The organism is Glutamicibacter sp. NPDC087831 (assembly GCF_044742845.1).
GTDB lineage: Bacteria > Actinomycetota > Actinomycetes > Actinomycetales > Micrococcaceae > Glutamicibacter.
Map to the genome: position 1 here is coordinate 50,468 of NZ_JBIUVH010000007.1, position 20,220 is coordinate 70,687.

The 20,220-nt window shown below is 60.4% G+C and carries 20 protein-coding genes; 9 read left to right on the forward strand and 11 right to left on the reverse strand.

Annotation, left to right across the window (positions count from 1 at the left end):
• Window positions 1-8: 8 nt before the first annotated feature.
• The 3 genes from ACIOJF_RS17240 to ACIOJF_RS17250 all read right to left on the reverse strand — a co-directional run bounded on the left by ACIOJF_RS17240 (window position 9) and on the right by ACIOJF_RS17250 (window position 1,833).
• Window positions 9-914 (reverse strand): LysR family transcriptional regulator, encoded by a 906-nt coding sequence (locus ACIOJF_RS17240; RefSeq protein WP_105658862.1) that lies wholly within the window; start codon window positions 912-914, stop codon window positions 9-11.
• Between the two features lie 46 nt (window positions 915-960).
• Window positions 961-1,224, reverse strand: a complete 264-nt coding sequence (locus ACIOJF_RS17245) for a hypothetical protein (protein ID WP_105658861.1) — start codon at window positions 1,222-1,224, stop codon at window positions 961-963.
• 135 nt (window positions 1,225-1,359) lie between these two features.
• Window positions 1,360-1,833 carry an Lrp/AsnC family transcriptional regulator gene (locus ACIOJF_RS17250; protein ID WP_181148946.1) on the reverse strand — a complete coding sequence of 158 codons (474 nt, stop codon included), beginning with the start codon at window positions 1,831-1,833 and terminating at the stop codon, window positions 1,360-1,362.
• Between the two features lie 240 nt (window positions 1,834-2,073).
• Between ACIOJF_RS17250 and ACIOJF_RS17255 the strand changes: the two genes are divergently transcribed.
• Both ACIOJF_RS17255 and ACIOJF_RS17260 read left to right on the forward strand, forming a co-directional pair.
• On the forward strand, window positions 2,074-3,318 hold the full coding sequence (locus ACIOJF_RS17255) for an MFS transporter (protein WP_286134382.1): 1,245 nt from the start codon (window positions 2,074-2,076) through the stop codon (window positions 3,316-3,318).
• A gap of 21 nt (window positions 3,319-3,339) precedes the next feature.
• Window positions 3,340-3,822 carry a hypothetical protein gene (locus ACIOJF_RS17260; protein ID WP_105658860.1) on the forward strand — a complete coding sequence of 161 codons (483 nt, stop codon included), beginning with the start codon at window positions 3,340-3,342 and terminating at the stop codon, window positions 3,820-3,822.
• On the opposite strand, the gene ACIOJF_RS17265 is transcribed toward ACIOJF_RS17260, so the two are convergent.
• The 3 genes from ACIOJF_RS17265 to ACIOJF_RS17275 form a co-directional block, all read right to left on the reverse strand.
• Window positions 3,809-4,801, reverse strand: a complete 993-nt coding sequence (locus tag ACIOJF_RS17265) for an LLM class flavin-dependent oxidoreductase (protein ID WP_105658859.1) — start codon at window positions 4,799-4,801, stop codon at window positions 3,809-3,811. The two genes, ACIOJF_RS17260 and ACIOJF_RS17265, sit on opposite strands and share 14 nt — an antisense overlap.
• A 126-nt stretch (window positions 4,802-4,927) precedes the next feature.
• Window positions 4,928-5,131: a cold-shock protein gene (locus ACIOJF_RS17270; protein WP_013349999.1), complete on the reverse strand. Its 204-nt coding sequence runs from the start codon at window positions 5,129-5,131 to the stop codon at window positions 4,928-4,930.
• Window positions 5,132-5,425: 294 nt separating this feature from the next.
• Complete coding sequence (locus ACIOJF_RS17275; protein WP_105658858.1) at window positions 5,426-6,943, reverse strand: MFS transporter; 1,518 nt, start codon at window positions 6,941-6,943, stop codon at window positions 5,426-5,428.
• A 134-nt stretch (window positions 6,944-7,077) separates the two neighbouring features.
• Here ACIOJF_RS17275 and ACIOJF_RS17280 point away from each other — a divergent pair, with 134 nt between their 5' ends.
• Both ACIOJF_RS17280 and ACIOJF_RS17285 read left to right on the forward strand, forming a co-directional pair.
• Window positions 7,078-7,632 (forward strand): TetR/AcrR family transcriptional regulator, encoded by a 555-nt coding sequence (locus tag ACIOJF_RS17280; protein ID WP_105658857.1) that lies wholly within the window; start codon window positions 7,078-7,080, stop codon window positions 7,630-7,632.
• 17 nt (window positions 7,633-7,649) lie between these two features.
• Window positions 7,650-8,906 (forward strand): CynX/NimT family MFS transporter, encoded by a 1,257-nt coding sequence (locus tag ACIOJF_RS17285; protein WP_105658856.1) that lies wholly within the window; start codon window positions 7,650-7,652, stop codon window positions 8,904-8,906.
• Here the strand turns inward: ACIOJF_RS17285 and ACIOJF_RS17290 are convergent.
• Entirely contained in the window at window positions 8,903-9,559 is a 657-nt protein-coding gene (locus tag ACIOJF_RS17290; RefSeq protein WP_105658855.1) for a trimeric intracellular cation channel family protein, read from the reverse strand. The genes ACIOJF_RS17285 and ACIOJF_RS17290 overlap by 4 nt on opposite strands.
• A gap of 59 nt (window positions 9,560-9,618) precedes the next feature.
• The gene (locus tag ACIOJF_RS17295; RefSeq protein WP_105658854.1) at window positions 9,619-10,158 is read right to left on the reverse strand and encodes a DUF1697 domain-containing protein; all 540 of its coding nucleotides are present in this window, start codon (window positions 10,156-10,158) and stop codon (window positions 9,619-9,621) included.
• Window positions 10,159-10,233: 75 nt separating this feature from the next.
• Here ACIOJF_RS17295 and ACIOJF_RS17300 point away from each other — a divergent pair, with 75 nt between their 5' ends.
• Window positions 10,234-12,183 (forward strand): prolyl oligopeptidase family serine peptidase, encoded by a 1,950-nt coding sequence (locus ACIOJF_RS17300; RefSeq protein WP_105658853.1) that lies wholly within the window; start codon window positions 10,234-10,236, stop codon window positions 12,181-12,183.
• Here ACIOJF_RS17300 and ACIOJF_RS17305 read toward each other — a convergent pair.
• Together ACIOJF_RS17305 and ACIOJF_RS17310 are read right to left on the reverse strand one after the other, a co-directional pair.
• Window positions 12,180-12,590 carry an RNA-binding S4 domain-containing protein gene (locus tag ACIOJF_RS17305; protein ID WP_105658852.1) on the reverse strand — a complete coding sequence of 137 codons (411 nt, stop codon included), beginning with the start codon at window positions 12,588-12,590 and terminating at the stop codon, window positions 12,180-12,182. The genes ACIOJF_RS17300 and ACIOJF_RS17305 overlap by 4 nt on opposite strands.
• Before the next feature lie 43 nt (window positions 12,591-12,633).
• Complete coding sequence (locus ACIOJF_RS17310; RefSeq protein WP_286134381.1) at window positions 12,634-12,930, reverse strand: hypothetical protein; 297 nt, start codon at window positions 12,928-12,930, stop codon at window positions 12,634-12,636.
• A 129-nt stretch (window positions 12,931-13,059) separates the two neighbouring features.
• On the opposite strand from ACIOJF_RS17310, the gene ACIOJF_RS17315 reads away from it, so the two are divergent.
• The 3 genes from ACIOJF_RS17315 to ACIOJF_RS17325 all read left to right on the forward strand — a co-directional run bounded on the left by ACIOJF_RS17315 (window position 13,060) and on the right by ACIOJF_RS17325 (window position 16,949).
• Complete coding sequence (locus ACIOJF_RS17315) at window positions 13,060-15,489, forward strand: Tex family protein (protein ID WP_402741973.1); 2,430 nt, start codon at window positions 13,060-13,062, stop codon at window positions 15,487-15,489.
• A gap of 145 nt (window positions 15,490-15,634) precedes the next feature.
• Window positions 15,635-16,135 carry a ferritin gene (locus ACIOJF_RS17320; protein ID WP_105658849.1) on the forward strand — a complete coding sequence of 167 codons (501 nt, stop codon included), beginning with the start codon at window positions 15,635-15,637 and terminating at the stop codon, window positions 16,133-16,135.
• Between the two features lie 100 nt (window positions 16,136-16,235).
• Complete coding sequence (locus ACIOJF_RS17325; RefSeq protein WP_146112337.1) at window positions 16,236-16,949, forward strand: SH3 domain-containing protein; 714 nt, start codon at window positions 16,236-16,238, stop codon at window positions 16,947-16,949.
• A gap of 17 nt (window positions 16,950-16,966) precedes the next feature.
• On the opposite strand, the gene ACIOJF_RS17330 is transcribed toward ACIOJF_RS17325, so the two are convergent.
• Window positions 16,967-17,632, reverse strand: coding sequence for a response regulator transcription factor (locus ACIOJF_RS17330; RefSeq protein WP_181148945.1), 666 nt, complete (start codon window positions 17,630-17,632; stop codon window positions 16,967-16,969).
• A gap of 495 nt (window positions 17,633-18,127) precedes the next feature.
• On the opposite strand from ACIOJF_RS17330, the gene ACIOJF_RS17335 reads away from it, so the two are divergent.
• On the forward strand, window positions 18,128-20,220 hold a 2,093-nt coding region (locus tag ACIOJF_RS17335; RefSeq protein WP_402741971.1), incomplete at its 3' end, for a choice-of-anchor G family protein.

The following is a 20,220-nucleotide window of genomic DNA, read 5'->3' on the forward strand; positions in this document are numbered from 1 at the left end:
GCAACGAATCAGCGGGAGAGCACCTGGGCGAGCCGGTCCAATACCAGCGCGGCCTTCGGCTTCTTGGAATTCTCCGGTTTCAACGCGAAGATGGAGCGGGCCAGGCGAATCTCGGGGGCATCAACTATGCGGATGCCTTCCGGAGCGTTGGCCATGGCCAGATCGGGAACCAGGGCGGCGCCCAGTCCCGAGGAAACCAGGCTCAGCGACGCATTGAAGTCGTCGCAGTAGGCAGCCACCTGCGGGTGGATGTTGTAGGAAGAGAACAAGCGCGAAATTAAGGTGGCATCCGAGGTGCCCGGGTGGTGGAAGATCCATGGCCATTCGGCCAACTGGTCCACGGTCAGCTGGGCGTCTTCAGCGATGGGCCAGGACGCCGGGATCACTACCCGGAACTGGTCATCGCCCAACCAGGTGCGCTCCAGGGACGCTGGCCACGACAGTCCGCCGGGTCCCACCTGGAAGATCAGTGCGAGGTCGAGGTCGCCGCCGGTGCCAAGGCCTGCGACAGTTTGCTGGGGTTCGCCGATCCACAGGCGCAGGTTGATGCCCAAGGAGGACCAATCCGGTGCCTTGAGGATTTGCGGCAGCGCGTAGGTCGCCAGCGAGGGGAAGATGCCAAGCTTGATTTCCTCAAGGTCGGTAGCTTCGGTGGAGATGGTGGCGACGTCTGCCATGAGGGCGTCGAGGTCGGTGAGCACCCGTTTGGCATGGCGCACCATGCGCAGGGCGCCTGGCGTCGGGGTGATGGAGCGTGCGCCGCGCAGGAACAGCGTGGTACCGGTGCTTCGCTCCAACGCTGTCATCTGCTGGGAGACAGCGCTGGCCGTGTAGCCCAAGCGGGTTGCGGCCGTGGCAAAGGAACGATGCGCCACCACTTCGAGCAATGTGCGCAGATGAACTGGATTAATCACTTCTAAAGTCTATGGCCTTTAGCCAAAGATTTGCTTAGCCCACGGCCTAGAGTTCGTCCTCAAGGTCAACAAGCTCTGTGCTTTCCTCGTCGTCGTCATCGTCTGCGGCGAATTCGTTGTCGAGCTGGTCTTCGGTTTCCAGGTCATCGTCGTAGAGGTAATTGCGCTGTGCCAGCGGGTCGAGGTTGCGCATGGTTTCCGGCATGTCGCTTGAGCCCTCATAAGCCTGGGAATCGCGTCCGTCATCCGGTTCGTAGATGTCGTTGCCGAACTCCGGCGCAAATTCTGTGGTGTCGAAATCCTTCGTCATTGCGTACTCCTTCGTCGAATACGAGGGATCCGCCGGAAGCCGGGGATTTACCTCGTGACTTCTCGTATCACCAGAGTAGGACGCTGCTTCGGGAAACGAAAGACTTGTTTTCTGCAGCTGACAGTGAATGACTTCTCAGTGGTCATGTTCGACATAGTGCTCCAGCAGGGGAGCGGCACGGTAGGCCAGGTGCGTATGGAGCGCGAAGGTTGTTTCCGAACGGGTGACGCCCTTGACGCGCAGGATCTGGCGCAGTGCTGATTGCAGCTGGTGGGTGTCGGTGGCGATGAGCCGCACCCAGAGATCTCCACGTCCGGAGGTCTCGTGGATTTCCAGCACGCTGGGGATCTGGCGCAGCGCGGTGACCACGGTATCCAGATCGCGGTGGTTCACTTCCAACGTCACGAAGGCCAGGACGTCGTAGCCGAGCTTGCTCAGATCGATGTCGCGGCCGCCGTCGCGGAGGATTTCGGCGCGCTGCAAACGGCGCAATCGCGACTGCGCTGTGTTGCGCGCAACACCGACCTCATCTGCGAGTTCAGAGATTTGGATGCGGGGATCCTTGATCAGTGCGAGCAGCACTTTCAGGTCTACATCGTCTAATCGCACTATATGCTCACTCCGGGTTATCTGCGGGGACAAAATTTTGAACAATCTGCTCAAATGCTAGCAAGAAATCTCTCTCGTTGCTTTCAGCAGGCGGATATTAGTGAGTGAACGCTCTGTTGTAGTAGACAAACGCAAGCAGAACGCTCAACTAACCGGTGGGGCAGCGAGTGGCCCCACCGGTAAAAACTCTTTCTGGGCATTCTTCGTGCCCAGCTGGTCTGGACTACTTTGATCCCGGGAGTGAATTTGTCGGTTATCAGCGAGCTGCGCATGCAGCCAATGAACCATCGCGTACTCTCCTGGAACCCCGGGCTGACCGCTCGACTGGTGATCACCGTGTCCGTCAGCTTCCTGCTGCTGGTCGGAGCCAACCTGGCCACCCCGCTGTATCCGGCACTCCAATCCGAATTGCACCTTGGCGCCATGGGAACCACCGTGGCCTTTGCCAGCTACGTCTGTTCGCTGATGCTCTTCCTTTCCACCGTGGGGCATTGGTCGGATCATATCGGACGCCGTGCGGCGCTGGTGATCGCGGTCGTTGTTTCCTTCGCTGGAACCCTGGTCTTCGGATCGGCCGGCAACCTTCTGGAACTGTGCCTTGGCCGTGGTTTGCAGGGCGCCGGTGTCGCGCTGGCTACCGGTGCTAGCGCCGCGGCCCTGCGTGAACTTCTTCCTGCGCGGCCTGAGTGGGCTTCGCGCTTCACCCTCTTGGCCTCATCGGGCGGTGTCGCCTTCGGACCGGTCTTGGGCGGGCTGCTGGCTCATCTGCCTGGCGGGCGCACTACCGTGTTCATGGTGCAGGCGTTCTTGCTGCTGCTGGTCCTGGTCCCGTTGAGCACACTGCAGGCCCGTCCGGCCATTGCGCTGGCTGAGCGCGGCCAGCGAAGCAAGGCACTGGCCCCACGCCGCTTGGGCGTCCCCAGCTCGGCCCGGGCACCGTTCTGGCTCGCTGCCCTCGTCGGCTTCTTGAGCTTCGCCATCTTCGGCTTCGTGCTGTCCTTGGCACCTGGGTACTTCGCCCAAGCCTTTGGCCTGGATTCGGTGCTGGTCATTGGCCTGATTGCCGGCCTGCCATTGGGCATATCCGCCCTGTCGCAGCTGGTCGTGCGCGGCGGCAAGGCCTTGCTGCCTATCGGTCTGGGATTGATGGCGGCCTCCACCGTAGTGCTGGCCGTAGCTGCCGAGCATCGCCAGCTGCCATGGGCCATCGCGGCATTGGTATTCGTGGGGCTGGGCCAGGGCATGGCCTTCCGCACTGCCTTCGCTCAAGCGGTGGACGCGGTCAACGACAAGCAGCACGCCCAAACCGTGTCCACCATATACCTGGTGACCTACCTGGGCAGTGCTGTTCCAGTCATCGCGCTGGGCTGGGCCGTCGGGGTCTTCGGGCAGCAGCAGAGCATCCTGGTCTTCTCCATCGGCTGCGCCGTGGTGGCGGCAGTGCTAGCCGTCTGGGCACTGGCAGGACTGCGCAAAGCACGCTAGAACCGGGCGAACTGTGGAGGCATGACTAGTCCCCTTCCAGCGCCTGCTAGCCGCGGCGCTCAGTGGGCCGTGGCTGCACGCATCTACATTCCTGCACTGTGGCTCGGCCTGATCATCGGCATTTCATTCATCGAGGCACCACTGAAATTCACCGCACCCGGAATCACCATTCCCTTGGGTCTGGGCATTGGACGCCGCGTCTTCTTCGCAATGAACATGGTCGAGATCATCTTCTTCATTGCCCTGGTGGCCGGGTCGGCCAAGCGCGCTGCCGGCAAGGCCTGGGGCTGGGGCGTAGGGCTGGTCGGCCTATTGCTGCTGATTAAAACCGCAGCGATCCGCCCGGGCCTCTCTGCGCGTACCGATGCGGTGCTTGCAGGAGTCTCCGATGGCGGATCGCTATGGCATTACGCCTATATTGGCGTGGAATTCTGCTTGACCCTCGCTCTGGTTGCGCTGCTGCTGATGGCAGCCAAGCGCTGGATCAGAATTACCGGGCGCTAGCCAGCTGGCAGGCCTCGGCGGTAATCATCACCGATTCGAGTCGAGCGTGCTCCTCGGTGGGGTAATGGATGGTGATCAGTTCATCTGCCTGCGCTGCCGAAGCGAAGTGGCGCAGGTATTCGGCAACCTGTTCTCCGGTGCCCACCGCGGTGTAGCGCATCATGTCCAGAATCTGCTGCGCCTGCGGAGTATCCATGAGCATATCGATCTCAGCTTCGGTGAATTCCTTCTTCGCGGAACGGCCGATGAAGCTTGCCACGCGATGGCGCTTGGCAACGTCCAGCAGTTCATGCGCTCGTTCAGCCGTTTCCGCAGCCAGCACGCCTACGCCGGCAATGACATACGGCTCAGCCAGTTGCTCTGAGGGGGTGAACTCCTCGCGGTAGATGCGGATCGCTTCATGCAGCGCAGCCGGTGCGAAATGCGAGGCGAAGGAATACGGCAGTCCCAGCTGGGCGGCGAGCTTGGCACCGAAGAGCGATGAGCCCAGGATGTACAGCGGAACGTTGGTTCCTGCTCCCGGGGTCGCCTGAACGGTAGGAACCCTGGATTCGCCGGCGAGATAGGCCTGCAGCTCCAGCACATCGTGCGGGAAGGAATCGGCGGCCGACGGGTCGCGGCGCAAGGCACGCAGGGTGGTCATGTCGGTACCCGGTGCACGGCCCAAGCCCAAATCGATGCGGTCGCCGTAGATTTCGGCCAACGTGCCGAACTGCTCGGCGATCACCAGAGGGGAGTGGTTCGGAAGCATGATGCCGCCCGAGCCGAGGCGAATCTTCTCGGTGTGGTGGGCTATGTGGCTGATCAGCAACGAGGTCGCGCTGGAAGCAATGGTGGGCATATTGTGGTGTTCCGCGTACCAGACGCGTTCATACCCATGGCGTTCTGCAGTTTGCGCCAAGCGGACGGAGGACTTGAAAGAGTCGGAAATAGTTGTTCCGGGTTCAACCGGAGCAAGATCCAGAATAGATAGCTTCACACTGGGTACAACCGGTGGCGTACGGGAAGTATTCCAGTAATTTCGGCCTCAAACGCAAGGAACGGCTATCCGCAGTGCGGATAGCCGTTCCTTGGCTAAGTCTGGCGTTAGCGCCAAAGACCTTCTTTAGAGAGCGCGAATGTCTGCAGCCTGCAGACCCTTTGGACCCTCAACAACTTCGAACTCCACCTTCTGGCCCTCGTCCAGGGTGCGGAAACCCTGGGTCTGGATTGCAGAGAAGTGTGCAAAGACGTCTGGATCGCCGCTGTCTGGAGCGATGAAGCCGAAGCCCTTTTCAGCGTTGAACCACTTGACGATTCCGGTTGCCATTTTCTTATTTGGTCCTTTCAGACGTTTCTCGCCGGTTTAGTTGGCGAGCTTGGTTGTAATCTGCGCATCCTCCGAATTCCAGGATGGAGAACGGATAATGCGAAGCAGCCAAGTCATTCACTTCACGTCTAGAAGGGGGCTCGCGTCAACCGAGGTGGTACGACATTCACAAACTTCTAACGGGTACTTCGCGAATTACTTTGGAACTACATTGCCTAGCCTACGTGTTTGGTGACGACAAATGAATAACTTTGAACCAATTAATCAGAAATTTGGTTAAGCGGTGAGCCGAGTTCACCGAAATGCCGGTTTGATGACGCGGAATACGACCACGGCAGCGATCAGGGACAACGCCGCGGCGATGCCGGATGTCAGCAGGACTCCGTGGTCGAAGGCCATGGCTGCGGAGCCCAGCAGAGCTTGCGCATCGGCGGCGCTCAAATCGGCGGCGACCTGGTGCGCTCCGCCCAAAGTCTCGCCGGCAGTTTGCAGCTGGGCATCGGTCAGCGAGCCGGGCGCGAGCAACCGCGAGGTGTAGACCGTATTCAGGATGGTACCCAGCACTGCAATGCCCAGTACCGAGCCCACTTCGTAGGCGGTTTCCGAGATCGCCGATGCCGCGCCGGCCTTGGAAGCGGGTACTGCGGAGAGCACCATGTCATTGGACAAGGTCTCGGTCATGCCGATTCCCGTACCCAAGACAGCAAACGCGGTCATGAGCAGGAAGGAATTGGATCCCTCCCCGGCCAAGATCACCAGCAGGTAGGCGACCGCGGAGAGGATCAGGCCGATGGCCATGATGTTCGGCGTGCCGAAACGGCGCGAGAGCGCCACCGAGAGCAATCCGAAGCCCATGGTCAGCACCAGGCCCGGGGTCATCCACAGTCCCGCCACCAGCGGGGAGAATCCTGCAATGAGCTGCAGATGCTGGGAGACGAAGTAGATGAAGCCCACCAGCGAGAAGATGCCAATCAGGTTGACCATCAACGCGCCAGAGAACAGTGCGTTGCTGAACAAGCGGACATCGAGCATCGGCTGTTCGGCCTTGAGCTGCCGGCGTACGAAAGCTGCACCGCAGACAATGGCCAGGACGATGGCCGCGGCCGAGAAGTACCACGGGGCAGTTACCGCAGTCTTGATGGCGTAGACAAAAGGCAGGAGGGTGAAGACCACCAGCAGGATCGAGAACGGATCCACGCGGCCCGGGTTCGGGTCCTTGGATTCGGGGACAAGGATCATGCCGCCGATCAGCAGGGGCAGGAGCATTGGCACGGCCATCAGGAAGACCGAGCCCCACCAGAAGTGCTCGAGCAGCACGCCGCCGACAATGGGGCCAAGCACAGCACCGCCGGAGAAGGCCGCCGCCCACACCGCAATGGCGGTTCGGCGTTCGGTATCATCCGGGAAGATGTTGCGGATCAAGGACAACGTGGCCGGCATGAGCATTGCGCCGAAGACGCCAAGCAGGGCACGGGCTGCCACCAGCTGGGTGGCATCCGTGGCGAAGGCGGCGAGGGCGGAAACCAGTGCGAAGCCGGTCGCGCCGATCAGCAGCAGCTTGCGCCGGCCGACGCGGTCGCCCAGTGATCCCATGGGGACCAGCAGCCCGGCCAGGATCAGCGGGTAGATATCGATAATCCACAGCAGCTGGTTCCCCGAGGGAGACAGGGCTCCGGTGATTGCCGGGACCGCGAAGGAGAGCACGGTGTTGTCGACGGAAATGAGCAGGACAGGGAACAGCAGGACCACCAGTGCCGCCCAACGGCGCGGCTTGCTGAGCACTGTAACGCGTTCGGAGATATTCGAGGTCATGACGTTCGCCCTTGGATAGGTAGTGGAATGCGCGGAGATTTGCCCGCAATTGTTAACTGTACCGTCTAGACGGTATAGTTACAATTGTTGGTAAAGTCAGATCGATCACGAACTACACCTTGGAACGGAGAACTATGGCTCGCCCACCTGCTGCCCGCGGCAAAGTGCTTGACGCCTATATCGCGCTCTTGTGCGAAGAGGGGGAGCGGGCAGCCACGCTGGATGCCACGGCCGCACGCGCCGGGGTCTCCAAGGGCGGGCTGCTCTACCACTTCGCCTCCAAGGATGCGCTGGCGGACGCGGTCATCGAGGCCGCGGAGGAACATGTTGCCCGTGATGTCGAGGGGATGCGCACCTCAGCGGAAGGGGCGTCCGTTTATTACGTGCGCACCAGCGCGGAAGTCGATACCGAATTGGATCGGCACTTGGTGGCCCTGCAACGCCTGGCCCAGGCCGGGGTCAAAGCCGCGACGGAAAAAATCGAGAGCACCAATGAGCGCTGGTACCGGTGCATTCTGGATGAAGTCGGCAGCAAGGACATCGCGCATCTGGTGATGCTCGCCGGCGAGGGGCTCTACGCGAATCTGGCCCTGCCTGGGACATGGTACGAGCGCAATTTTGATGGCGAGCTCAATCGCTTACTAGAGTTGGTCTCGAGAATAAAAAAGTTGGGAAACCTCAACGAATAGCGAGCAGGTAGAAATCAATGAAGAACAAGAGCGTTGCTTCTCCAATCAGAGGACGAGTTGGAGCGCTGCTTGGCATCCTGCTGCTGGCACTGTCCCTGCGCGCCGCAGTGGTGTCAGTATCCCCATTGCTCTCCCGCATTGAAGCGGATATCGCGTTCACCGAGTTCACCACCGGCCTGCTGGCAATGCTCGCGCCCATTGCTTTCGCAGTCTTCGGACTGCTCACTCCGCGGCTGATCAAGGCTTTCGGCCTGGAAAAAACCCTGATGATCTCGCTGGGCCTAGCTGTCATCGGCCAGGTAGCGCGGATCTTCATGCCCGAGGTCTATTCCTTCCTCGCCCTGTCCATCATCACCTTGGCTGGCTACGGCATGGGCAATGTGGTGCTGCCGCCGTTGGTCAAGAAGTACTTCCCTGACCGTATCGGCATGGTCACCAGCGGATATGTCACGATGCTGGCCATCGGCACCTGGATGGCCCCTCAGTTCTCTGTTCCACTGGCCAATCTCAGCGACTGGAAGATCTCCATTGGTTCCTGGGCCGCCCTGTCGGGCATCGTGCTGGTGCCATGGCTGGTGCAGCTGCTTGCCGACCGCGGGACACAGCGCCCGGATAATCCCGTCCACGCCAGCGGGCATCCGCAACCTATCGCTAAGATCAACCCCTGGAAGTCCAAAGTGGCTTGGGGCCTGGCAATCTTCCTGGCCGGCAACTCGGCGCAGACCTACGTCTACTTCACCTGGCTTCCGCCCTACCTGCAGAACCGCGGCCTCGACGAAATGGCAGCTGGCAACATGCTGGCGCTCTTCGCGATCCTCGGCCTGCCGGTCAGCCTGCTGGTTCCGCTCTGGGTGCCTCGGCTGAAGCACCCGATCATTGCAGTCCTGGTCTTCACCTCGTGCTGGATTGCCGGGCACCTTGGCATCTACCTGTCGCCAACGCAGAACACTGCGTTGTGGATCTGCCTGGCCGGCCTCGGGCAGGGCACCTTCGCCATTGCACTGCTGATGATGAACCTGCGCTCGCGCACAACCTACGGTTCAGGCGTGCTTTCGGGCTTCGCCCAGGGCCTTGGCTATGCCGGTGCCGCGGTGGTTCCCATGCTCTTCGGCGTGGTGCAGAAAGCCACCGATTCATGGGGCGCGGCCTTCTCGATGCTCGGCGGCTGCGTCATCGTGATGCTGGTCGGCGCGATCATCATCAACCCGCCGCGCACCATCGAAGATGATTCGCCAGGCACCGAGGACCTGGGCAAGCTCGAGCGCATCGACTAGAAGTGGCGCTGCGGACCTTCGCTGGACGGTGGCGTGGGGCGGGAGCGATGCCAATGGCCCGCGGCCAACGGGACCGACCAGCCGAAGCGGATGGAAGCCACGCGGATGGCAAAAGCCAAGGCGGCAATGCCGGCGCCCACCGGAACGTTCATCAGCCCCAGATGCCAGGCCACGGCGGTGAGCGCGGCACCCACCATGGCGGCCAACGCGTAGATATCGCGCGGGTTGAACAAATCAGGGGTGACGTTGGAAATGACATCGCGCATCAAGCCGCCGCCCACGCTGGTGATGACACCAAGCAGGACCGCGGTGACCGGATTGAAGTCGTGTTCCAGGGCCTTGAGCGTACCGGTGACGCAGAACAGGCCCAGGCCTGCCGCGTCGAATAGCTGGACCAGGCGGTGCAGCTTCTGCACCGCGGGGGTAAACGCGTAGACGCACAGCGCCGCGAGCACCGGAGGCACAAAGTAGACCGGATGCGCGAAAGTCGCCGGGGACTGATTGAGAATCAAATCCCGCACCACTCCGCCGCCCAGACCGCAGACCCCGCCGAGGAAGGCCGAACCGAGCAGATCGAAGCCACGGCGCGCGGCCATCAATGAACCCGCGACGGCGAAGAAGAAAATGCCAATGAGCTCGATCAGGATGTACATTCCGGGCCTTTTGCAGGTCAATCAGTGGGTCAAGGCTCAATTATTGCTCACCGGCGATCTCAGCCAAGAATCTTGGCGAGCTTGACCAGGGTGTTGTGGTTACGGGTCGTCACAATGCGTTGCTTTGCCTGTGCGGCCATGAGCTTCCCGATGGGATTCGCGGTGCTTTCGCCCTTGCGGACAATCCACGCTACGGCACGGCCCTGGACCAGGTAGGCTCCTGGCTCAGCGAGTCCCTGGATAGCGGCGCCCACCGCTCGGGCATCCGCAGCCGATTCGCAGAGCGTGAAGTAGCCATGGTGTTCGCTGGCCGGATCAGGCAAGGGCAGCGGGAAGGGCTGGGACAGCTGCTGGATTTCCGCGACGGTGCAGACAAGCGTGGGAATCGGCCGCTGGTAGTGCCCGGCCAGAACCGCATTGCAGTGCTCCTGGACTTCCAACGGATCAGAACTGGATGCGCTGAGCACCGCATTGCCGCTGGCCAAAAGGGTTTTCACGTCGGTGAAACCAGCAGCGAGAAGCAGCTGGGCCAGGTCCTTCATCAGGACCTTGACCCCACCGACATTCACCCCGCGCAGGAATACGGCGTATCTAGTCATGGATCAATCCAAGCGCATCGGATTGATGCTTGTCGAGGGTCGTTATGAGTCATAAAGATCGCTAGGATCAAGAATATGCCTACGCACTTACCCTTTGGATCATGGCCATCATCGATTTCCGCGCATGACGTCGCTGCCGGAACCAAGCCGCTGGGCGGAGCCTGCTTCTTCTCGGACAAGCTCATTGTCCAGGAAGGCCGTCCTGCCGAAGGCGGGCGCATCACGCTGATGGAGTACGGCACCGACGGCACTGCCGGTGCAGAGCTCATCCAGGCACCATTCAACGTGCGCTCCCGGGTCCACGAATACGGTGGCTCCAGCTGGATGCTCATCGAGGGCGGCACCTCGGCAATTGTTTTTGCGGACTTCGCTGACCAGCGGGTTTACCGGCAAACCGTAGGGGAGCACGATGCCGCGGCCCTGACCCCCGCCAGCGGAGTCGACGCAGACCCGCAGCTGCGCTTCGCCGAATTCACCCCTGGTCCAGAAGGCAGCATCCTGGCCATCATGGAAGACCTGCGGGCAGAACCGGTACGCCACATCGTGCAAATTCCCCTGGACGGCAGCGCAGCCGAGGACCCGGGCAAGATCCGCATCCTCAGCGCCCCGGCGAGATTCGTTGCAGCGCCACGGCTGAACCCCGCGGGAACCCGGCTGTCCTGGATCAGCTGGGAACATCCGAATATGCCGTGGGACTCCACCGAGCTGCACCTGGCTGACTTCACCGAAGAAGGCGTACTGGAGGACACCGTCATTGCCGGTGGAGCAGAAGTCTCGGTCATGCAGCCGGAATGGCTCGATGATGACCAGTTGGCTTTCATCTCCGATGCCAGTGGCTGGTGGAACCCCTACCTCTACCAGGACAGCTCGGCACGCACCACCCGGCTGGTTGACCGTGCCGCAGAATTCGCCGGCCCGCTCTGGCAGGTGGGCACGCGATGGTACCTGGCAGAAAGCGCCCGCACCCTGCTGTGCTCCTACGGCACCGGCACCACCAAGCTGGCACGCTTGCACGCGGACACCGGGGGATTGGAAGACCTCGCGCTGCCATTCACCGGCATCCGCCCGTTCGCGCTGCGTGACGGGTGGCTGCTCGCCGGCACGTCCTCGATGACCCAGGGCGAAGAAATTACCTTGATCAACCTCGAGACCTTGGAACACCACCCGGTGACCCGTGCGATTGCGCAGTTGCCGGATCCAGCGGTGCTTCCGGAGGTTGAAGAGTTCGAGTGCAAGAACCTCGCCGGCCAGTCCGTCCACGCGTTGCTCTACCGGCCTTCCCAGGAAGGCTACGCAGGGATGGAGGGCGAACTGCCGCCCTTCGTCACCTTCGTGCACGGAGGCCCGACCAGCCAGGCTTCCCCGACGCTCAGTGCCACGGTTGCCTATTACACCTCGCGCGGGATCGGGGTAGTCGACGTGAACTACGGCGGCTCCACCGGCTATGGCCGCGAATACCGCAACCGCCTGCGCGGCTCCTGGGGCGTAGTCGATGTTGCCGATACCGTCGCGGTGGTCAACGCGCTGGTAGCGCAGGGCATTGCCGACCCCGCACGCATCGGCATCGAAGGCGGCAGCGCCGGCGGGTGGACCGTGCTGTGCGCGCTGACCTTCTCCAATGCCTTCACCGCGGGCATCAGCCGCTACGGTGTTTCGGATCTGGTGGGCCTGGTGCAGGACACCCACGACTTCGAATCGCAGTACATGTTCACGTTGGTCGGACCGTACCCGGAAGCTGCCGATCTGTACGAGAAGCGCGCGCCAATCAATCACGTGGCGAAGATTTCCTGCCCCGTATTGCTGTTGCAGGGGGATGAAGACAAGGTGGTGCCGCCGGCGCAGTCCCAGATCGTGGCGGACGCGCTGGCCGAACGCGGCATTGCCCATGCCTACATTCTCTTCGAAGGAGAACAGCACGGGTTCAGGAAGTCGGAGAACATCATCAAGGCGTTGGAAAGCTCATTGGCCTTCTACGCGCAGATCTTCGAATTCCAGTCGGACGTTCCGGCGATCGTGCTGTCCTAGGACAGATCAGGACCTGGATCCGGGGGCTGCCAGGAATCCCGCAAGCGATCCATTTCGCGGCGGTCCTTCTTGGTGGGCCGGCCGGCGCCGCGTTCGCGGATCGGCACCTGGGGAATGACCAGGCGTTCGCGCGGCGGGGTGTGGTCGATGTAGCATTTTGCGGCAACTGGCGCGCCGACGCGCTTGGAAATCAGCCCGCTGACTTCCAGCTCGCGGTCGAAACCGTCTTTGCGCACACGGATGCGATCACCGGAGACAACGGTTTGCGACGCCTTCACCGGATCGCCGTTCAAGCGAACATGTCCGGCACGGCAGGCAGTGGTCGCGGACGAACGGGTCTTGTAGATGCGCACTGACCACAGCCACGCATCGAGACGTACTTTGCCGCTTCTTGGAATTTCGACCATGGGAAAATTCTAGATCAGCAGATGGCTAGTGCCGCTGAAGCTGCTAAACCGTAGCCTCGTCGCAAATCCCGATCAGGCGCTGCTGCAGCGCTTCGGGTGCTTGGTCTCCTGAATTGGCGAGCTCCTGGAGCACATCGACCAAGTCTTGCGGCAGGCCACCGCCCTGGACCGACTTCACAATGGACGAGAGGACACGAAGTTCGCTAGCGTCAATGGTGCCGTCCTGTACCGGTGCGCAGGCCTGGCGCACGATTTCCTTGGACGCTGCATCGGTCAGCTGGTTAGCCGCGTCGGCCGCGGTGTCTTCAACAAATGCGCATCCGGAGCTCAATAGAGCCATACACGAAATCGCAACGAGCGCTGTTGCCTTTCGAACTTTCTCAATCCCCATAACAATAAATCATAGCCATGGAGATTGAGTTTCTGCTGAATGCCAACCGAGTTGATCATCTGAAGATCGGATGGCATGATGCACAATGGATCGGTGACTAGCGAGCAGAAGAACACCGCAAATGACAGCGCAACGGGGCAGCAAATCATTGCCCAACTGGCCCGGGAACTCTCCGAGGAATCCGCGGTAGCCCCCTGGCAGGTCAAGGCAGCGATCGAGCTCCTGGACTCCGGATCCACCGTTCCCTTTATTGCCCGTTACCGCAAAGAGGTTACCGGCATGCTCAGCGACAGCCAGCTGCGCCTGCTCGAAGAACGGTTGCGCTACCTGCGTGAATTGGAAGACCGCCGCGCAGCTGTACTGGAAGCCATCGCCGAAGCCGGCAAGCTGACCGACCAGCTTGCCGAGGCGATTCGCGCCGCCAGCACCAAGGCGGAACTCGAAGACCTGTACCTGCCATTCAAATCCAAGCGCCGCACCAAGGCCCAGATTGCCCGCGAGGCTGGCCTGGAAGCCTTGGCCGATCTGCTGCTCGCGGACCCAATGACGGATCCGGTGCAGGCGGCTGCCGACTACCTGAACCCGGATGCAGGATTTGCCACCGACGCAGATGCGCTTTCCGGCGCGCGTTCCATCCTGACCGAGCGCGTATCCCAGGATGTCGTTCTCGCCGGTGAACTGCGCGAACGCCTGTGGAACACCGGCAAGATCGGTGCCAGCGTCGCCTCGGGCGCCACCGCAGAGGGCCAGGGAAAGTACTCCGATTATCTGGACTATGTGGCACCACTTGATCGCTTGCCATCGCACCGGGTCCTGGCACTGTTGCGCGGTGAACGCGAAGGCGTGCTGAATCTGCAGCTCGCTGAAGCTGATCCACGCGACGAACAGGCCTTAGACGAAGCGCGCAGTGCCTACGAGAACGCTATCGCCTCCTCCCTGGGGCTGAACGTTCCCACCGGTGCGCCTGCTGCCAAATGGATTGCGCAGACCGTGCGTTTGGCGTGGAAAGCCCGCCTGCTGACCCGCTTTGAATCCGACCTGCGCTCACGCCTGTTCGAAGCCGCTGAAGATGAATCGGTGAAGATTTTCGCGGCGAACTTGCGCGATGTGCTGCTGGCGGCGCCGGCCGGCAACAAGGCCGTGCTGGGCTTGGACCCGGGCCTGCGCACCGGTGTGAAGGTTGCAGTGGTGGACCTGACCGGCCAATCGGTGGAAACGGCAACGATCTATCCCCATGCGCCAGCCAATAAATGGAATGAATCCATCGCGGTACTGGCCAAGCTAGCCCAGAAGCACGGCACCCCGCTGATTGCGGTAGGCAACGGCACAGCGGGGCGCGAAACAGACCGTCTGGCTGCCGAGGTCATCAAGGTGCTTGGCGGCGCGGGCGTCAGCAAGGTCATCGTCTCGGAAGCCGGCGCTTCGGTCTACTCGGCCTCCGAACTGGCCAGCCAGGAACTGCCGGATATGGATGTGTCGCTGCGCGGCGCGGTATCGATCGCCCGCCGCTTGCAGGACCCGCTGGCCGAGCTGGTGAAGATCGATCCGAAGTCCATCGGCGTGGGCCAATACCAGCATGATGTCACTGCCTCGAAGCTGGACCGCGCGCTGGATGCGGTGGTCGAGGACTGCGTGAATGCCGTAGGCGTCGACGTGAATACCGCATCCCCTGCCTTGCTGGCCCGGGTAGCCGGCGTGGGACCGCTGTTGAGCCGCAACATCGTGGATCACCGTAACGCCAACGGCCCTTTCGCCACCCGCAAGGATCTGCTGAAGGTACCGCGTCTGGGAGCCAAGGCCTTTGAACAGTGCGCGGGCTTCTTGCGCATTACCGGCGGCAAGGAGAAACTCGATGCTTCCTCGGTGCACCCCGAAGCTTATGTTCTGGCCAAGACCCTGCAGAGCAGCGCGGAGGCGCAGGGCCGCCGGCTTGAAGAGCTGAACCCGCAGGACTTCGCCACGGACCAGTTTGGCGAGCCAACCATTCGTGACGTGATTGCCGAGTTGCGCCGTCCTGCCCGCGACCCCCGTGGCGAATTCGTGACGGCCACGCTCAAGGAAGGCGTTGAGACCATCAAGGACGTCAAGCCGGGGATGATCATGGAAGGCACCGTCTCCAACGTTGCCGCCTTCGGTGCGTTCGTGGACCTGGGCGTCCACCAGGACGGCCTGATCCACGTCTCGGCCATGAGCAGCAAGTTCATTTCGGACCCTCGCGAAGTGGTCAGTTCCGGCCAGATTGTCAAGGTCAAGGTGCTGGAAGTGGATACCGTGCGCAAGCGCATTTCGCTGACTCTGCGACTGGATGACGAACTGCCTGCTGCTGGCGCGGAGGCCAGGAACTCCGGACCAGGCGAACGCAAGGGACCGGGAGCTGGCCGTTTGGCGCGCTCGGGCCAGAACCGCACTGGGCAGAACCGCAAGGCCCAGCCCGCGCAGGGCAAACCGGCTGCACCGGGCAACACCGCGATGGCCGAGGCGCTGCGCAGAGCAGGACTGGGCAAGTAGGTTAGCATCGTATCGGCATGCCTAAGTTAGGTTAGTATCGGCTACATTAACTCGATCCCAACTTGGGATGATTCCCTAATTCAGGTTTGACTAAGTGAGTCCGAACTTCGGTGACAAGGTGGCAAAACAGGTTTAGTCTGATGACATGGAACTTACAGGAAAACTGGCAGAAGCCTTCAGCACCCAGGTAACTCTCGAACTAACCGCAGCAACGGTTTACCGTCAGCTGGCAGTTGAAATGGACGTATTGAGCCTTCCCGGCATTGCTGGCTGGTTCCGCGCCCAGGCCGGCGAGGAAATCGTGCACGCGGAAAAGTTCATGACCCACATGACCGACCGCTCGGCCCACCCGAAGATTGGCGAGCAGCCTGCCCCGACTGTGAACGTGAACAGCGTTGCAGATGCCTTCGCGGCTTCCTTGGCCCACGAGCAGAAGGTCTCCGGAGCGATTCGCGAGCTGTACCGTTTGGCGCAGACCGAGGGCGACATCGACTCCCTGCCGCTGCTGCACTGGTTCATCGATGAGCAGGTTGAAGAGGAAGCCACCGTTGGTGAAATCCTGGATCGAGTCAGGATGATCGGCAACGATGGAAGCGGTCTGCTGCGACTGGATGCAGAGCTCGGCTCGCGTTCTTCCTCATCCTAAGAGGCGGCGAAGCACGCATCTTCTAAAAATGGAATAAACTTAGGGAAGCAACCGGTGGTTGCTTCCCTAAGTTTTTTCATTTGAGGTGGTTGTGAACCAGGTGGGCTATCCACATCAGTCGGCTCGGACGTCGTCCATTGCCAATACCCACCGGACGACTGCCTCGCTCAAGCTGCGCAAGGGCGCCGGCCGCCACTACGTAGTGCAGAGCCATTTGGAGCAAGGCACAGAGCTGGTCCTGATTGAGGTCAACGGCTCGTGGGCGCATGTTCTCGTGCACCAGATCTACGGTTGGCTGCCGAATATCTATCTTGAAGCGATCCCGGCGGTCTTTGACGAGCCGGTAGTCGCCGAAGACGATGACGAGCTGGCCGAGCCAGTTCTTTCACGCTATTCATTGATCGAAGCCACCCATGCTACGACGGCAACGTTGAATCTGCGCAAGGGAAGCGGCACTGGGTATCCGGTGCTCAAGGTCATTGACCAGGGGTCCAAGGTCCGCTCGATGCTCCAGCAGGGATTGTGGTCCCAGGTGCAGTGCGGCAAATTGCTGGGCTGGGTTCCCAGCATGTACCTGCAGGAGATTCCCTCCCGTCCAGCCAAGGGCGGGCTGATCGCCGTCCCCAACCAGCGGGCACTGACCACCATCGGATTGAACGCGAGACGCGGTCCTGGCGACCATTACTCGCTAGTGCGGATTCTTCCGGCCGACACGGCCGTGGTCATCGTCGCGCGCCAGGGCGCGTGGCGGCAGATTGACCGTGACGGCGAAGAAATGTGGATCCCTGCCAGCCAGCTTCGTACGGTGTACTGACCAGATTCGATTCTGTTTCAGGCGATCTGCAGATCCGCAGACGAAACCAATCCGGATTCTGTCGCCACTACTGCCAGCTGCACACGATTGGTGACGCTCAGTTCCTCCATGATGCGCGCCAAGTGGAGCTTCACCGAGCCCTCGGAGATGTGCGCGATGCGGGCGATCTGGGAATTGGTGAGCCCGGCCGCGACGAGTCGCACCAGACTGCGATCGCGTTCGCTGAGCTTGCGCACGACGGATTGCTGGCCTGAGCGGCGCACGATTTTCGCGGTCGATTCCCAGCCGTCCGACGGCTGGGCAAAAAGTTGGTAGCCTGCAGCGAGCATGCGCAATGCGCTGGGCAGTTCCGAGCTGATGGAGCTTTTCGAGATCAGTCCCGAGCTGCCAGCATCGTAGGCCTTGGAGATATCGTCCCGCTGGTATCGGGCAGCCAACACCACGATCTTGGTATTCGGTGCACTCTCGGAGATTTCCCGAATCGAGCAATACAGATCCGTCCCATTCAGCGACGATTCCAGGATGACGAGGTCCGGCTCCAACTCGGTTGCAGCTTGAACGGCCTCGGACATGCAATCCGAAACATGCTCGATCACCATGTCGCTGGCCTCGGCTAAGACTCCAGCAATCCCGGCCCGTGAGAAATGGTCACTATCAGCCAGATGAATGCGGATGTGCGACATACAAGAATCCTCCATCACTACGAACTGGTGTTGTCCTGGCCAATCCTTCCTAACCCGTTCTGCGGTGGGGAAAGCTAGCAGGTGATTCACAGTCTATGGCCAACTAGTCAAATCCCTTGGCTTGACAGATAGCATTGCGAGGTTGTTGTCATATTGTTACATCACTGTTTGGGTAAATTTTCAGGTCAACTGTTGTAAGTGCATTATTTTCTCTAATGGTAAGAAGTTAAATTACCGCTCAGTATTACCTGCTGGCCATCGATTCTGACCGCGTGGCTAAGAAATTTGACCTGAGTATGCAAAGAAATGGCTGAAAGAAACCTGTGAGTCAGGGTTCATCAACCGTAGAGTCAAACGTGGGCTTTTACGAGTTTCCTGATCACAACCATCTTTTGGAGGATAGTGGTGCAAGCAAATAATTTGTCACCTAAGAATGGCAAGAAACCGCGTGCCGCACGCCGAGTTCTTGCCGGTGCAGTCGTTGCCAGTCTTTTCGTGGCTCCTACGGTAACTGCCGCTTTTGCGGCTCCTGACGATCTGTCGGAAGCATTCGGCAAGGTCATTAACGTCGACGGCTTGACCCTAGACGTGGCCGATGCTGGTTACTCCTACTCGGCAAACCCAAGTTCGCCTGATGCTCAGGAGAACCCGCTGAACCTTGCATTGCTTAACGAATCACTAGGCATCGACCTGGGTTCCCTTAGCCTGCCGGTCATCGGCGATGATGGAACTGGCCTCATTCAGCTGGGACAGGCTGGCCTGTTGTCCTCGTACGCAATCGCGGACACCGCTACCCACGCCAAGGCTTCTGCAGGCGTCTTGGGTGGCGACGGTGCCTTGGCGGTTGACGGCAATACCGCAGAACTAGCTTCGATCGACCTGACTAAGCTGTTCAACCAGGTTGGTGTAGCCGGCTTGACTAATGAAGTCCTCGATGTTGCTGAGCTCCAGTTGGGCGCACTTGGCTCCACCACCGAGCGCACCGACGGCGCTGACCCTACTCACGAATACAAGGTCGCTTCCGCGACTGTAGACCTGCGTAGCCCGCTGATTTCCCAGCTGAGTTCAGACTTGACCACCACTACCACCGCTCTCGGCACTGCGCTGGATGGGGTTGTTGGAGACGGCGGCTTGACCGATACGATCAGCAGCTCGCTGAACGCTGTTAATATAAATCTCCTCCTTGCACAGATTGGCCTGTCGAACTCCAACCTGGTTGTCAATGGCTTGGATGACGTAACCGGCACCCTTAGCACCGTACTTGCTCAGGAGCTGGTTTCTGACACCGGCGCGGTTTCGCTGAACTTGGGCGAAGGTACCGTAAACATTGATCTGTCCAAGATCATTACCGGTGGCCTGAACGACCAGCCTGCAAACACGCCGCTGCTGGACGACGCAACCGCAGCGCTCATTACCGCTGAACTGACCGGATTGCTGAACGAAGTCACCACCAACCTCACTGATGCCGTTAACGAAATCCTTGCTGAAGCAAGCTTCACCCTGACCGCAGATGTCAATGCTGTGGTGCTCGGTGCTGATCTCGTTACAGGTGGCGTTGATATCGGTGGTTCGTTGAGCGACCTGCTCAACGGCAACACTGATGCCTTCACTCTTGCAAATGACCTGACCCTCCTGCCAGGTCTCGGTGGCATCAACCTTGGATCGCTGCTCGACAGCGTTCTTGAACTGGTTCTTGGCGTGACCGGCCCAGCTTTCCAGGGAGTAAACGCACTGCTTGATGGCTACCCAGAAGGCATCCAAGCACTTGTCACTGAAGTTGTCGCGCCAGTAGTCAATGGTGCAGTCGAGCCGCTTCTTGAAGAGGTTCTGGAAATCACCATCAACGAACAGGGCACCGTAGCTTCGACTGAAGTGACTGTTCCTGCTACGACTGCCAACGTTGCTGCTCCGGCTGCTGCGCAGGTTGTAGATCCAGCTGTAGACGGTGAACTGAACTACGTAACCGCTCTCGCAATCGATGTTCTGCCGGTCCTTGGTACAGCAGCTGTTGGCGTTGACCTAGGCACCTCAGCAGTTCGTGCAGCAGCTGAAGCGCCGGCAGTAGCCGATGTCGATATCCTGACTCCTGCTGACGGCGATGAACTTCCTGTTGGCCCCGTTGAGGTAACGGGTACCGGTGAGGCTGGCACCGAGGTAACTGTCTCGATTCCGGGCCAAGATGATCAGGTGACCACTGTTGACGGAGACGGAAACTGGTCTGTCACGTTCCCTAACGTGCCAGCCGGTGACCACACAGCTACTGCAACGGACGAGAACGAATCAACCGATTCCGTGAGCTTCGTGGTAGTTGAGAACAGTGATGAGAATACTGCAGATAACACGGACGCGAACACCGATGCGAACACCGATGTGAACACTGCGGATAACGCTGATGCGAACACCGATGCCAACACGGATGCGAATACTGACGCGAACACCGATGCGAACACCGATGTGAACACTGCGGATAACGCTGATGCGAACACCGATGCCAACACCGATGTGAACACTGCGGATAACGCTGATGCGAACACCGATGCGAACACCGATGTGAACACTGCGGATAACGCTGATGCGAACACCGATGC

Coding starts and splice junctions, on each gene's coding strand:
- ACIOJF_RS17300 (WP_105658853.1), top strand. CDS start 10,234: ATGCCTACGCACTTACCCTTTGGATCATGGCCATCATCGATTTCCGCG.
- ACIOJF_RS17320 (WP_105658849.1), top strand. CDS start 15,635: ATGGAACTTACAGGAAAACTGGCAGAAGCCTTCAGCACCCAGGTAACT.
- ACIOJF_RS17295 (WP_105658854.1), bottom strand. CDS start 10,158: ATGACTAGATACGCCGTATTCCTGCGCGGGGTGAATGTCGGTGGGGTC.
- ACIOJF_RS17245 (WP_105658861.1), bottom strand. CDS start 1,224: ATGACGAAGGATTTCGACACCACAGAATTTGCGCCGGAGTTCGGCAAC.
- ACIOJF_RS17310 (WP_286134381.1), bottom strand. CDS start 12,930: ATGGCTCTATTGAGCTCCGGATGCGCATTTGTTGAAGACACCGCGGCC.
- ACIOJF_RS17280 (WP_105658857.1), top strand. CDS start 7,078: ATGGCTCGCCCACCTGCTGCCCGCGGCAAAGTGCTTGACGCCTATATC.
- ACIOJF_RS17260 (WP_105658860.1), top strand. CDS start 3,340: ATGACTAGTCCCCTTCCAGCGCCTGCTAGCCGCGGCGCTCAGTGGGCC.
- ACIOJF_RS17285 (WP_105658856.1), top strand. CDS start 7,650: ATGAAGAACAAGAGCGTTGCTTCTCCAATCAGAGGACGAGTTGGAGCG.
- ACIOJF_RS17330 (WP_181148945.1), bottom strand. CDS start 17,632: ATGTCGCACATCCGCATTCATCTGGCTGATAGTGACCATTTCTCACGG.
- ACIOJF_RS17270 (WP_013349999.1), bottom strand. CDS start 5,131: ATGGCAACCGGAATCGTCAAGTGGTTCAACGCTGAAAAGGGCTTCGGC.
- ACIOJF_RS17290 (WP_105658855.1), bottom strand. CDS start 9,559: ATGTACATCCTGATCGAGCTCATTGGCATTTTCTTCTTCGCCGTCGCG.
- ACIOJF_RS17305 (WP_105658852.1), bottom strand. CDS start 12,590: ATGGTCGAAATTCCAAGAAGCGGCAAAGTACGTCTCGATGCGTGGCTG.
- ACIOJF_RS17275 (WP_105658858.1), bottom strand. CDS start 6,943: ATGACCTCGAATATCTCCGAACGCGTTACAGTGCTCAGCAAGCCGCGC.
- ACIOJF_RS17315 (WP_402741973.1), top strand. CDS start 13,060: ATGCACAATGGATCGGTGACTAGCGAGCAGAAGAACACCGCAAATGAC.